At 63.6% G+C, this 14,101-nt stretch carries 12 protein-coding genes; 11 read left to right on the top strand and 1 reads right to left on the bottom strand.

Annotation, left to right across the window (positions count from 1 at the left end):
- Positions 1-375 carry a hydroxyisourate hydrolase gene (gene uraH / locus ACLGL5_RS08795; RefSeq protein WP_019862722.1) on the bottom strand — a complete coding sequence of 125 codons (375 nt, stop codon included), beginning with the start codon at positions 373-375 and terminating at the stop codon, positions 1-3.
- Positions 376-577: 202 nt separating this feature from the next.
- Between uraH and puuE the strand changes: the two genes are divergently transcribed.
- The 11 genes from puuE to ACLGL5_RS08740 all read left to right on the top strand — a co-directional run bounded on the left by puuE (position 578) and on the right by ACLGL5_RS08740 (position 13,906).
- A complete protein-coding gene (puuE, locus tag ACLGL5_RS08790; protein WP_038651567.1) occupies positions 578-1,996 on the top strand; it encodes an allantoinase PuuE in 1,419 nt (472 codons plus the stop codon).
- Positions 1,997-2,006: 10 nt separating this feature from the next.
- Positions 2,007-2,870 carry a bifunctional allantoicase/(S)-ureidoglycine aminohydrolase gene (locus ACLGL5_RS08785; RefSeq protein WP_038651564.1) on the top strand — a complete coding sequence of 288 codons (864 nt, stop codon included), beginning with the start codon at positions 2,007-2,009 and terminating at the stop codon, positions 2,868-2,870.
- Entirely contained in the window at positions 2,867-3,358 is a 492-nt protein-coding gene (locus tag ACLGL5_RS08780; RefSeq protein WP_038651561.1) for an ureidoglycolate lyase, read from the top strand. The genes ACLGL5_RS08785 and ACLGL5_RS08780 overlap by 4 nt, the downstream gene beginning before the upstream one ends.
- A gap of 11 nt (positions 3,359-3,369) precedes the next feature.
- Positions 3,370-3,963, top strand: a complete 594-nt coding sequence (locus tag ACLGL5_RS08775; RefSeq protein ID WP_038651558.1) for a nucleoside deaminase — start codon at positions 3,370-3,372, stop codon at positions 3,961-3,963.
- Positions 3,964-4,060: 97 nt separating this feature from the next.
- Positions 4,061-6,046 (top strand): CocE/NonD family hydrolase, encoded by a 1,986-nt coding sequence (locus ACLGL5_RS08770; protein WP_069090797.1) that lies wholly within the window; start codon positions 4,061-4,063, stop codon positions 6,044-6,046.
- A 154-nt stretch (positions 6,047-6,200) separates the two neighbouring features.
- Positions 6,201-7,787: an ABC transporter substrate-binding protein gene (locus tag ACLGL5_RS08765; protein ID WP_019862713.1), complete on the top strand. Its 1,587-nt coding sequence runs from the start codon at positions 6,201-6,203 to the stop codon at positions 7,785-7,787.
- Positions 7,788-7,803: 16 nt separating this feature from the next.
- Positions 7,804-8,763, top strand: coding sequence for an ABC transporter permease (locus ACLGL5_RS08760; protein WP_019862712.1), 960 nt, complete (start codon positions 7,804-7,806; stop codon positions 8,761-8,763).
- A gap of 10 nt (positions 8,764-8,773) precedes the next feature.
- A complete protein-coding gene (locus ACLGL5_RS08755; RefSeq protein WP_019862711.1) occupies positions 8,774-9,598 on the top strand; it encodes an ABC transporter permease in 825 nt (274 codons plus the stop codon).
- Complete coding sequence (locus ACLGL5_RS08750) at positions 9,598-11,253, top strand: ABC transporter ATP-binding protein (protein ID WP_020629117.1); 1,656 nt, start codon at positions 9,598-9,600, stop codon at positions 11,251-11,253. Before ACLGL5_RS08755 ends, ACLGL5_RS08750 begins: the two co-directional genes overlap by 1 nt.
- A gap of 108 nt (positions 11,254-11,361) precedes the next feature.
- Positions 11,362-12,951, top strand: coding sequence for an ABC transporter substrate-binding protein (locus tag ACLGL5_RS08745; RefSeq protein WP_069090796.1), 1,590 nt, complete (start codon positions 11,362-11,364; stop codon positions 12,949-12,951).
- A gap of 115 nt (positions 12,952-13,066) precedes the next feature.
- On the top strand, positions 13,067-13,906 hold the full coding sequence (locus ACLGL5_RS08740; protein WP_038653702.1) for an alkaline phosphatase family protein: 840 nt from the start codon (positions 13,067-13,069) through the stop codon (positions 13,904-13,906).
- Positions 13,907-14,101 lie beyond the last annotated feature (195 nt).

The raw sequence follows: 14,101 nt of genomic DNA, 5'->3' as shown, positions 1-14,101 counted from the left end.
TCAGCTCCCCCTGTAGGTCGAATAGCCATAGGGCGAGATGAGCAATGGCACGTGATAGTGCACCGCCTCCGCCATGCCGAAACGGATCGGCACGCTGTCAAGGAAGGCCGGCTCGGGCAGCTTTGTGCCCTGGCCGCGCAGATAGTCGCCGGCCGCGAACACCAGTTCGTATTCGCCAGCGCGGAACTCGGCGCCGACCAACAGCGGCGCGTCACAGCGGCCGTCGGTATTGGTTGCGACCGTCTTCAGATGTGTCCTCGCCGAACCGTCGAGACGATAGAGTGCGATCGACAACCCGGCCGCCGGCTTGCCGGTCGCGGTGTCGAGGACATGCGTCGTCAGACGTCCGCCATCGGCTTTCGACGTTTCTGCCACTGGCGCCTCCCATTTCCAATATGAACGAACTGGCCCGGTACAGTCGAACAAAGCAATGAATTGTGCGCCAATTAAAGGCGATGCATAAGTCCCGGTCGAGCGGAGCGGCACAAAAACACTTTCAAAAATTTCAAGGGAATGCTGAGGCAACCCTTTCGACTATCCTGATCACAACTTCCGGCAGTGTCCGGCAGGAGGGGCAATGCGTTACGAAAGAGACATGCACGGCTACGGAGCCAATCCACCGGATCCGAAATGGCCCGGCGGGGCGCATGTCGCCGTGCAGTTCGTCGTCAATTACGAAGAGGGCGGCGAGAATTGCGTGCTGCATGGCGACAAGGCGTCGGAAGCCTTCCTGTCGGAGATCGTCGGTGCCGCACCATGGGTGGGACAGCGCCATTGGAACATGGAATCGATCTACGAATATGGCGCGCGGGCCGGCTTCTGGCGGCTGCTGCGTCTGTTCAGCGAACGCCAAGTCCCTGTGACCTGCTACGGCGTCGCCACAGCGTTGGCACGCTCGCCCGACCAGGTCGCGGCCATGCAGGACGCCGGCTGGGAAATCGCCTCGCATGGGCTGCGGTGGATCGACTACCGCGATCATAGCGCCGAGGATGAGCGCCGCGACCTCGATGCGGCAATCAAGCTGCATTACGAAGTGACCGGCCAGCGCCCGACCGGCTGGTATACGGGCCGCACTTCGGTCAACACCGTGCGGCTGGTGGCCGAAGAAGGCGGCTTCGACTACGTCTCCGATACCTATGACGACGAACTGCCTTATTGGTTCGAGCATGCCTGCGGCACGCAGCTCATCATTCCCTATACGCTCGACGCCAACGACATGCGCTTCGCCACGCCGCAGGGCTTCAATTCGGGCGACCAGTTCTTCGCCTATCTCAAGGACAGTTTCGACACGCTCTATGCCGAGGGCAAGGCCGGGCGGCCGCGCATGATGAGTATCGGCCTGCATTGCCGCCTCGTCGGGCGGCCGGGCCGGGTCGCGGCGCTGAAGCGCTTCGTCGACTATGTCAAATCGCATGACAAGGTCTGGCTGGCGCGGCGCATCGACATCGCCAAGCACTGGCAGGAGAACCATCCCTACAAGCCAGCGGCGCTGCGCCCCTCCAAGATGGAATTCGAAACATTCGTCCACACGTTCGGCGGCGTGTTCGAGCATTCGCCCTGGATTGCCGAGCGAGCCTACGAGTTGGAGCTGGGCCCGGCGCACGACACGGCCGGCGGCCTGCACAATGCGCTCTGCCGCATCTTCCGCGCTGCCAGCGAGACCGAGCGGCTGGGTGTGCTCAACGCCCATCCCGATCTTGCCGGCAAGCTGGCCAAGGCCAGGCGGCTGACGGCGGAATCGACCAGGGAACAAGCCTCCGCCGGCCTCGACGCGCTGACCGACAAGGAACGCGAACTGTTCTCCAAGCTCAACGCCGCCTACGTCACCACTTTCGGTTTCCCCTTCATCATCGCGGTCAAGGGCAAGACCAAGGAGGAAATCCTCGCCGAGTTCGAGGCGCGCATCGGAAACAGCCGCGGCGTCGAATTCGAGACCGCCTGCAAACAGGTCGAGCGCATCGCGCTGCTCCGCCTCAGAGACATGCTACCGCAATAGGTTTGAACCCATGGATACGATCAGGATGCCAGAGCGCACCTACTACGCACCACATGGCGGCCATCCCGGCCAATCTGAATTGCTGACAGGCCGCGCCGTCTTCACCGAGGCCTATGCCGTCATCCCCAAGGGCGTGATGCAGGACATCGTCACCAGCGCCTTGCCGTTCTGGGACAAGACCCGCGTCTGGATCCTGTCGCGGCCACTGTCCGGTTTTGCCGAGACATTCTCGCAATACATCGTCGAGGTGGAGCCCGGCGGCGGCAGCGACCGGCCGGAACCCGATGCCGGCGCAGAAGGCGCCCTGTTCGTGGTCGAGGGCGAACTGACCGTTCTGCTTTCCGGCAAGAAGCATGTGTTGCGGCCAGGTGGCTTTGCCTTCCTGCCGCCGGCGAGCGGCTGGACGGTTCGCAACGAGGCCAAGGCGGCGGTCCGCTTCCACTGGATTCGCAAGGCCTACGAAGTGGTCGACGGTCTCGATATGCCGGAAGCCTTCTTCACCAACGAGCAGGATATCGCACCGACGCCGATGCCGGGCACCGAAGGCCGCTGGGCGACGACACGCTTCGTCGACCCGGCCGATTTGCGCCACGACATGCACATGACCATCGTCACGCTCGAGCCGGGCGCGGTCATTCCGTTCGCCGAAACGCATGTGATGGAACACGGCCTCTATGTGCTGGAAGGCAAGGCGGTCTACCGCCTCAACCAGGACTGGGTCGAGGTCGAGGCCGGCGACTATATGTGGCTGCGCGCCTTCTGCCCGCAGGCCTGCTATGCCGGCGGCCCGGGAAAGTTCCGCTATCTGCTCTACAAGGACGTCAACCGGCACGCCAAGCTCGGCGGGGCCGGTATCGGCGGTCGCGCGCGGTGACCCGCATCACAGCACAGAAGCTGACCCGTGAGGCCTTTGCCCCCTTCGGCGATGTCATCGACATGGGTGGCGACAACCACTACCCGATCAATGGCGGCAAGGCTGAGCGCTACCACGATCTGGCGACCGCCGAGGCCACAGGGCCGAACGCGCGCGTGCTGATCTCGATGGTGCGCGGCACGCCTTACGAACTGCCGCTGAAACTGACCATGGTCGAGCGCCACCCCTTCGGCAGCCAGGCCTTCATTCCGCTGTCGCCGCGTCCGTTCCTGGTTGTCGTCTGCCATGACGGCAAGGAGGGGCCGGGCGAGCCGCACGCCTTCATCACCGCGCCCGGACAGGGCATCAACTATTCCCGCAATCTCTGGCACGGCGTGTTGACGCCGCTCGGCGAGCCCCAGGACTTCCTTATCGTCGACCGTGGCGGCGACGGCTCCAACCTCGAAGAGTTCCATTTTTCGCACGCCTACGAGATCCATCTCCCCTGAAAGCTTTCCCCATGACCGATATATCGCTGATCGACCGCCTGCTCGACGTGATCGAGCACGACATCGTGCCGAAGACGGCGGAAGGCGTCGCCCACGGAAACAAGCTGTTCGGCGCGGCGATCCTGCGCAAGGACGACCGTTCGCTGGTGCTGGCCGAAACCAACAACGAGATGGAAAACCCGCTCTGGCACGGCGAGGTGCATTGCCTGAAGCGGTTCTACGAGATGCCGAGGGCCGAGCGCGTCGACACCAAGGATGCGCTGTTCGTCGCCACGCACGAACCCTGCTCGCTCTGCCTGTCGGCGATCACCTGGACGGGCTTCGACAATTTCTACTACCTGTTCAGCCACGAGGATTCGCGCGACAGTTTTGCGATCCCGCACGATCTGAAGATCCTGAAAGAGGTCTTCACCCTCGACCCCGGCGGCTACAATGCCGAGAATGCCTATTGGAAGAGTTTTTCGATCCGCAGGATGGTACGGGCGTTGCCCGAGGCGCAGCGTCAGCGGCTGGAAACGCGCATCGGCAAGATCTCGGCACGCTACGACGAACTGTCCGACGCCTACCAGGCGAGCAAGAGCGAAAACGACATTCCGCTGAACTGAGGTTGTGCCGCAGGTAACGGCACAGGTCGCATAATTCGCTGCTCCAGTCGCGAATGGCGATTGAAACTTGCCGCGCCGCGGGGCGTTATGCGCACCCATGAAAACCATCACCGAATTTCCCCGCAAGGTCGTCGAATTCCCCGATATGGGCATCGTCATGCCGGATGGCTGCCGGCTATCGGCGCGGGTGTGGATGCCGGAGGATGCCGGCGACGAACCAGTGCCTGTCATTCTCGAGCATTTGCCCTACCGCAAGCGCGATGGCACCATCTTTCGCGATCAGCTGACGCATCCCTATTTCGCCGGCCACGGCTACGCCTCGATCCGCGTCGACATGCGCGGCAATGGCGATTCCGAAGGGCTGATGGACGACGAATATTCCGAACAGGAGTTGCAGGATGCCTGCCACGTCATCGCCTGGGCGGCGGCCCAGCCCTGGTGCAACGGCAATGTCGGCATGATGGGCATCTCCTGGGGTGGCTTCAACTGCCTGCAGGTTGCGGCCAAGCAGCCGCCGGCGCTGAAGGCGGTGATCAGCCTGTGCTCGACCGTCGACCGCTACGCCGACGACATCCACTACAAGGGCGGCTGCCTGCTGATCGAGAATTTCGGCTGGGCCTCGACTATGCTCTCCTACTCGTCGCGGCCGCCGGACCCGCTGATCGCCGGCGACAACAGATGGCGCGATCTGTGGCTGACCCGGCTGGAGAACCAGCCCTTCCTTTTGCCGCTGTGGCTCAGCCACCAGCACCGCGACGCCTATTGGAAGCGCGGCTCGATCTGCGAGGATTTTTCGGCCGTCAAGGCCGCCGTGCTGTCGATCGGCGGCTGGCATGACGGCTACCGCAACACGATCTCGCACCTCGTCACCAACATCGAAGCGCCGGTCAAGGGCATTGTCGGCCCCTGGATCCACAAATACCCGCACTATGCCGGACCCCAGCCGGCCATCGGCTTCCTGCAGGAAGCGCTGCGCTGGTGGGACCACTGGCTGAAGGGCGCCGAGACCGGCGTCGAGGACGATCCCGCCTACCGCGCCTATGTGATGGACAGCGTGCGCCCGGCGCGCTGGCATCCCGAGCGGCCCGGCCGTTGGGTGGCCGAGCAACAATGGCCGTCACCCGCGATCAAGACCCAGGCCATCGAACTGCTGCCCAAGGGGAGCAAACCGGCCATCGTCGCCTCGCCGCAGAATTGCGGGCTGGCCGGCGGCGAATATTTCCCGTTCACCTTCGGCCCGGAATTGCCGGGCGACCAGCGTCCCGACGATGCCTTGTCTGTCTGTTTCGACCAGCCGGAGCTCACCGAGGCCATCGATATTGTCGGCGCGCCGGAAGTCCAAGTCACTCTCTCCTCCGATCGCCCGCAGGCCAACATCGCGGTGCGGCTGTGCGACGTGCATCCCGACGGCGCTTCCGAACTGATCTCCTATGGCGTGCTCAATTTGACGCATCGCGACTCGCACCAATTCCCGCAGGCCCTGGTGCCGGGCGAGACCGTGTCGGCGCGCGTCGTGCTCGATCAATGCGCCTACCGCGTACCGGCCGGCCACCGCCTGCGCATCGCCGTGTCGAACGCCTATTGGCCCATGATCTGGCCGTCGCCGGAGCCGGTGCAGCTGAGCTTGTCGGCGGCGACACTTGCCTTGCCGCTACGCCCGCTGGCAAAAGGCGACGAAGCGACGTTCGCCGAGCCGGAAGGTGCCACGCCCTGGGCGACCGAGACGATCCGTGCCGCCAACTCCGAGCGCCATGTCGATCGCGACGAAAAGACCGGAATCGTCACGCTTTCCATCGCGGATGATTTCGGCGCGGTGCGTGATCTCGACCACGGCCTGGTCAATGGCAGCATCGCCCGCGAGACCTGGGCTATCCATCCTGACAATCCATTGTCGGCCTCGGGGAAAACACACTGGACGCAGACACTGTCGCGAAATGGATGGTCGGTGCGTACCGAGACATGGGCCGAGATGCGATCGGACGCACAAAACTTCATCGTCAGCGCCAGAATCGAGGCCTATGAGGGTGAAAAAATCGTCTTCAAGCGCAATTTCGAGGAGAAAATCCCGCGCGCGCTTGTTTGAGCGCCGACACCCTTGGTCCAAATGCGACGTACGATTTACGCCACGGCATGTCGCATTCGGTCTTGCTTACGGCATTGGCTTACCCTCATTATTCAGGGAGAATTAACAACAAAAATCGACCGTAGAGTCGAACCAACAGAGTGAGGAACTCAAAATGTCGAACGAACTGGAATTCCTTAGCCGGCGTGTCGCAGCGGGCAAGCTGAGCCGTCGTGATTTTCTCGGTCGCGCGGCAGCGCTCGGCATTGCCGCACCCTTCGCCAATTCGCTGCTTTCAAGTGCTGCGCGCGCGGCAGGCCCGGTCAAGGGCGGCACGCTGAAGGCCGGCCTGGTCGGCGGTGAATCCACCAACAGCCTCGATCCGGCGCTGATGATGACGCAGGTGCCGTTCGCCTTCGGCAAGTGCTGGGGCGAAATGATCGTCGAACTGTCGCCGGACGGCAAGCTCGAGAACCGCATTGCCGAAGAGATCGGCTCGTCCGACGACGCGAAGACCTGGACCCTGAAAATCCGCGACGGCGTCGAATTCCACAACGGCAAGACCGTGACCGCCGAGGACGTGGCCGCCACGCTGGAGCGCCACTCGGACGAGAAGTCGAAATCCGGCGCGCTCGGCTACATGAAGGGTATCGCGACCATCAAGGCCAGCGGCAAGGAAGTGGTGCTGACGCTGAAGGAGGCCAATGCCGACCTTCCCTACCTGCTCAGCGACTATCACCTGATCGTCCAGCCGAATGGCGGCAAGGACAAGCCCGATGCCGGCATTTCGGCCGGCCCGTATGTGGTCAAGACCAACGAGCCCGGCGTGCGCCATGGCGGCGAGCGTTTCGCCAATTACTGGCAGGGCGACAAGATGGGCCATGCCGACCAGATCGAAGTCATCGTCATCAACGATGCGACGGCGCGCACGGCGGCCCTGCAGGGCGGCCAGGTCAACATGATCAACCGCGTCGAGCCGAAGATCGTCGACCTGATCAAGCGCGTGCCCGGCGTGACCATCCGCAACCATGCGGGTCCGGGCCACTATGTCTTCATCATGCATTGCAACACGGCGCCCTTCGACAACAACGACCTGCGCATGGCGCTGAAGCTCGCCATTGACCGCGAAGAGATGCTGACCAAGGTGCTGCGCGGCTATGGCTCGCTCGGCAACGACTTCCCGATCAACGCGTCCTATCCGCTGTTCACCGAAATCGAGCAGCGCAAGTACGATCCCGACAAGGCCAAGTTCCACTATAAGAAGTCCGGCCATGATGGCACTGTTCTGCTGAGGACTTCGGACGTCGCCTTCCCCGGCGCGGTCGATGCCTCGCAGCTCTTCCAGCAGAGCGCGGCCAAGGCCGGCATCAAGATCGAGCTCAAGCGCGAGCCCGGCGACGGCTACTGGAATGAGGTCTGGAACAAGCAGCCCTTCTGCGCCTCCTACTGGGGCGGACGCTCGACGCAGGACCAGATGTACTCGACCGCCTATCTGTCGACCGCCGACTGGAACGACACGCGTTTCAAGCGCCCGGACTTCGACAAGATGGTGCTGGCGGCGCGCGCCGAGCTCGACGAGGCCAAGCGCAAGCAGATGTACCACGACATGGCCGTCATGGTGCGCGACGAAGGCGGCTTGATCCTGCCGATGTTCAACCAGTTCATCGACGCCACCGGCGCCAAGGTCGATGGCTGGGTGGACGATCCGCACCAGGAACTGATGAACGGCTACGCCCTGGCGAAGTGCTGGCTGCAGGCCTGAGTCCGGCTTTGCGGAGATGTCCTCACCCATCCTGAAGCTAATTGCCCAGCGCGTCGCGCTGGGCATCCTCCTTCTGCTGGCCATTTCGGTCCTGATCTTCGCCGGCACGCAAATCCTGCCCGGCGACGTCGCGCAAGCCATTCTGGGACAATCGGCGACGCCGGAGTCGCTCGCCAATCTGCGCGAACAGCTCGGCCTCAACGACCCGGCCTATGTCAGGTATTTCCACTGGCTCGGCGGCGTGCTGACCGGCGACCTCGGCACTGCCATGTCGAGCGGCCAGGATATCGCCACCTCGATCAAGGGCCGGCTGTGGAACACGCTGTTCCTGGCCTTCTGGGCGGCGGTCGTGGCCGTACCGCTGGCGATCATCCTCGGCCTGATCGCCGTGCGCTACCGCAATGGCTGGGTCGACAAGCTGATCTCCGGGCTGGCGCTCGCCTCGACCTCCTTCCCGGAATTCTTCATCGGCTATCTCCTGGTCTATTTCTTCGCGGTGAAATGGCAGATCTTTCCCGCCATCTCGACCGTCTATGACGGCATGCCCTTTGGCGAGCGCATGCAGGCCATCGCGCTGCCGGCGACGGCCCTGACGCTGGTGGTGCTGGCCCACATGATGCGCATGACCCGAGCCGCGATCCTCAACGTCATGCAGTCGGCCTATGTCGAGACGGCGGAGCTCAAGGGGCTCTCGGCCTTTGCCGTCATCCGCAAGCATGCCTTCCCGAACGCCATCGCGCCGATCATCAACGTCGTCATGCTCAACCTCGCCTATCTCATCGTCGGCGTCGTCGTGGTCGAGGTGATCTTCGTCTATCCCGGCATGGGGCAATATCTGGTGGACCACGTCACCAAGCGCGACGTGCCGGTCGTGCAGGCGGTCGGCCTGATCTTTGCCGCCGTCTACATCAGCCTCAACATCATCGCGGACATTGCGGCGATCGTCGCCAATCCGCGTCTGCGACATCCAAAGTGAGGGGGCGGGCATGCTCGATATAAGACGCATTCCCATCCCCGCCCTGATCGGCCTGGTGCTGACCGCCCTGTTCGTACTGGCGGCGATCTTGGCACCGTGGATCTCGCCGCACGACAATGCCGAGATCGTCGGCGACGTCTGGGAACCAATGTCGGCCGCGCATTGGCTCGGCACCGACAATCTCGGCCGCGATCTCTTGTCGCGCATGATCTACGGCGCCCGCATCACCCTGTTCATCGCCGTGCTGGCCACCGCGCTGTCCTTCTCGCTCGGCGCCATACTCGGTTTCTCGGCGGCGGTGTTCGGCGGCTGGTTCGACACGATCCTGTCGCGCCTCGTCGACCTGCTGATGTCGATCCCGACCCTGATCATGGGCCTGGTCGTGCTCTCCGTGCTGCCGACAAACCTGGTAACGCTGATCCTGGTCATGGGCATTCTCGACTCGACCCGCGTCTACCGCCTGTCGCGCGCGGTCGCCGTCGACATCAACGTCATGGATTATGTCGAGGCGGCAAAACTGCGCGGCGAAGGCAGCGCCTGGATCATCTTCCGCGAAATCCTGCCCAATGCGCTGTCGCCGCTGGTTTCGGAACTCGGCCTGCGCTTCATCTATGCTGTCCTGTTCCTGTCGACGCTGTCCTTCCTCGGCCTTGGCGTGCAACCGCCGGACGCCGACTGGGGCGGCATGGTCAAGGAAAACAAGGACGGCATCGTCTTCGGCATCGCCGCAGCACTCATTCCGGCGGGGGCGATCGCCGCGCTCGCCATCTCGGTCAACCTTGTCGCCGACTGGATTCTCAACCGCACGACAAGCCTGAAGGGAGGACGCGGGTGATGGCCGACAGCAAAGCGAAGCCCGGCGTGCTGCTCGATATCAGGAATCTGCGCATCGAGGCCACGGTCTACCCGCCCGGCGAGGCGCCAAAGAACATCGTGCTGGTGCACGATGTCTCGCTGACGCTGGAAAAGGGCAAGGTGCTGGGCCTGATCGGCGAATCTGGCGCCGGCAAGTCGACCATCGGCCTGTCGTCGATGGGCTATGGCCGCGGCGGCGTGCGCATCACCGGCGGCGAGGTGATCCTCAACGGCCGCGACATCCTGAAGGGCGGCAAGGAAGGTTTCCGCAAACTGCGCGGCCGCGAGGTCTGCTATGTCGCGCAGTCGGCGGCGGCCGCCTTCAACCCGGCGCACCGGCTGATGGACCAGGTGGTGGAAGCCACGCTGCTGCATGGCACGGCGACACGCGCCGAAGCCGAGAAGCGCGCCGTCGCGCTGTTCAAGAAGCTCAGCCTGCCGAACCCTGAAACCATCGGCGAACGCTTTCCGCACCAGGTCTCGGGCGGCCAGCTTCAGCGCGTCATGACGGCAATGGCGCTGTGCTCGGAACCCGACCTGATCGTCTTCGACGAGCCGACAACGGCGCTCGACGTGACGACGCAGATCGACGTGCTGTCGGCGATCAAGGATGCCATCCGCGACACCCATGTGGCGGCGCTCTACATCACCCACGACCTTGCCGTCGTCGCCCAGGTCTCCGACGAGATCATGGTGCTGCGCCATGGCAGGCTGGTCGAATGGGGCGGTACAAGGCAGATCATCAAGGAGCCGCGCCAGGAATACACCAACGCGCTGGTCTCGGTGCATGAGATCGAGCACCAGGAGCAGAACCCCGGCGCCACGCCGTTCCTGTCGGTGAAGAACGTCACCGCCGCCTATGGCGGCGGCCACGTCAAGGTGCTGAAGAACGTCTCGGTCGACATCTACCCCGGCCAGACGCTGGCCGTGGTCGGCGAATCCGGCTCCGGCAAGTCGACGCTGGCGCGCGCCATCACCGGACTTTTGCCGCCCGAACAAGGCACCGTCACCTTCGATGGGCGCCCGCTCGCCAACCGGCTTGCCGACCGGCCGAAGGAAGATCTGCGCCAGTTGCAGATGATCTACCAGATGGCCGACGTGGCGATGAACCCGCGCCAGACCGTCGGCACTATCATCGGCCGGCCGCTCGAATTCTATTTCGGCATGCGCGGCAGGGAACGCGACAAGCGCGTCGCCGAGCTGCTTGACGAGATCGAGATGGGCAAGGGCTTCGTCGACCGCTATCCGGCCGAGCTGTCCGGCGGCCAGAAGCAGCGCGTCTGCATCGCCCGTTCGCTCGCCGCCAAGCCGAAGCTGATCATCTGCGACGAGGTGACCTCGGCGCTCGATCCGCTGGTGGCCAACGGCATCCTCAAGCTGCTGCTCAACCTGCAGCAGCATGAAAAGGTCGCCTATCTCTTCATCACCCACGATCTGGCGACGGTGAAGTCGATCGCCGATTCGATCGCGGTGATGTATCGCGGCGAAGTGGTTCGCTACGGCTCGAAGAGCAAGGTTCTGACGCCGCCCTTCGATGCCTATACCGACCTTCTCCTGTCGTCGGTTCCGGAGATGGAGATCGGCTGGCTGGAAAAGGCGATCAAGGGGCGGCGCATGGCCAGCGCGGGGAACTAGCGACCTGCTGGTCGGGCGGCTGTCGTCATCCAGATGCAACACGAAAGCGCCACACGTCCTTGCGGACGGGCGCTGCCCGTGACGTTGTTTTCAACAGGGGGTAGGAACATGAAGACGGAACTCGACCATCTCGCCGATCTCGCCGGCCAGGGCCGGATATCGCGGCGCGACTTCCTTGGCCGCACGGCGGCACTGGGTGTGTCGGCGGCGCTGGCAACGACGCTGGCCGGGAAAGCCTTCGCACAGACGCCGGTCAAGGGCGGCATCCTCAAGGCCGGCCTGCAGGGCGGCGAGTCGACCAACAGCCTCGACCCCGCGCTGAACCTCAGCCAGGTCACCTTCAGCTTCGGCAAGCAGTGGGGCGAATATCTGGTCCGGCTGATGCCCGACAACAGCCTGACCAATATGATCGCGCAGGAGATCGGCGCATCCAAGGATGCCAAGACCTGGACGATCAAGGTGCGCGACGGCATCGAGTTCCACAACGGCAAGACCGTCACCGCCGAAGACATCGCCGCCACCATCGAGCGCCATGCCGACGAGAAGTCCAAATCCGGTGCGCTCGGCATCCTCAAGAACATCAAGGGCGTCAAGGCAAGCGGCAAGGAAGTCATCGTCACGCTCGGCGATGCCGACGCCGATTTCCCCTATCTGATGGCCGACTACCACCTCGTCATCCAGCCGAATGGCGGCAAGGACAATCCCAATGCCGGCATCAGCGCCGGTCCCTACAAGGTCACCGTCAACCAGCCCGGCGTGCGCCATGGCGGCGAGCGCTTCGCCAATTACTGGCAAGGCGACAAGATGGGCCATGCCGACCAGATCGAGATCGTCGTCATCAATGACGCCACCGCGCGGCTTGCGGCGCTGCAGGGCGGCCAGGTGCACATGATCAACCGCGTCGAGCCCAAGGTCGTCGACCTGGTCAAGCGCATCCCCGGCGTCAGCATCGAGAACGTGTCGGGCAAGGGCTACTACCCGTTCAACATGTTCTGCGACACCGCGCCCTTCGACAACAACGACCTGCGCATGGCGCTGAAACTCGCCATGGACCGCGAGGAAATGCTGACGAAGATCCTGCGCGGCTATGGCTCGGTCGGCAACGACTTCCCGATCAACGAAGCCTACCCGCTGTTTTCGACCGACATCGAACAGCGCAAGTTCGATCCGGAGAAGGCGGCCGCTCTCTACAAGAAGTCGGGCCACAGCGGCTCGATCCTGCTGCGCACTTCCGATGTCGCCTTCCCCGGCGCCGTCGACGCCGCCCAGCTCTATCAGCAGTCCTGCGCCAAGGCCGGCATCAAGATCGAGATCAAGCGCGAGCCCGGCGACGGCTACTGGTCGGAAGTCTGGAACAAGCAGCCCTTCTCGCTCTCCTACTGGGGCGGGCGCGCCACGCAGGACCAGATGTATTCCACCGGCTACGTCTCGACCGCCGACTGGAACGACACGCGCTTCAAGCGGCCGGAATTCGACAAGATGCTGCTTGCGGCGCGCGGCGAGCTCGACCACGCCAAGCGCAAGGCGATCTACCACGACATGGCGGTCCTGATGCGCGACGAGGGCGGCCTGATCGTGCCGTTCTTCAACCAGTTCATCGATGCCGCGACTACCAACAAGATCGGCGGTTTTGCCAAGAGCCCGATCGGCGAGATGATGGATGGCTACGCGCTTGGTGAGTGCTGGCTCAACGCTTAGCCGGACCCTGCCTGTCTGATTCACGTGCCCCGTCTGATTTACATACAAGAACGCCGTGTGCCAGAAACGGCACGCGGCGTTCCCGTTTCAACAGCCAGACATCATGGAGCAGCCCATGGCGCTCAAATCCAAGCTTCTGCTGATCATCCTCGACGGCGTTCCCTATCGCAACTGGCGCCGGCTGATGGGCAATCTCGAAGGCTGGGTGCAATCGGGTGAAGCGCGGGTCTGGAAGATGCGCTCGGTGCTGCCGTCGACCTCGGCCTGCTGCTATGCCTCGATCCACACCGGCGTGTCGCCGCAGGTGCATGGCATCCTTTCCAATGAGAATCGGTTCCGCGTCGGGCAGCCCGACATCTTCTCCGAAGTCAGCAAGGCCGGCGGCAGGACCGGGGCGGTCACCCACTCCTACTGGTCGGAATTCTTCCGCTCCCACCCGTTCGACCTGGTCGAGGACATGGAGTATGACGAGCCGGGTGGGCCGATCACGCATGGCCGCTTCCACACCATGACCGGCTACAACGCCCGCAACCAGATGACGCCGAGCGACGTCGATTTGTTCGCGACGCTGACCATGCTGACCAAACGCCACGGCATCGACTACGGCATCCTGCACACCTGCACGCTGGACTCCATGGGCCATCGCTTCGGCCATGACTGCCACGAGATGGACCATGCCGTCTACGCGATGGACGGCATGCTGGCCGCCTTCCTGCCGGGCTGGATCGCGGCCGGCTACGAGGTGATGGTCACCGCCGACCATGGCCAGACCGACCGCGGCCACCATGGCGGCCATGATGACGAGATGCAGGATTTCGCGCTGTATTATTTCGGACAAGGCCAAGGGCCTGAAGCCGATACGCTGCTCGACCAGCTGCAGCTGGCGCCGACGGTGCTGAGCCGGCTCGGCGTGCCGGTACCGGCGACGATGAAGGCGAAGCCTTTCTTGGGTTGAGCGGGTCGCCTTTCCTTCTCCCCTTGCGGGAGAAGGTGGCCTCGCGAAGCGAGGTCGGATGAGGGGTGTTCCGGGAAAAGCCAACGTCTCACTCCGCTGGAGCACCCCTCATCCGTCTCGGCGCTGCGCGCCGATCCACCTTCCCCCACAAGGGGGGGAAGGAAAGGCGTCCCTACTGGCAACCGCCCCGTTCTT

It is taken from the genome of Mesorhizobium sp. U510, from assembly GCF_059180695.1.
This window is presented reverse-complemented; position numbering and strand designations above follow the sequence as displayed.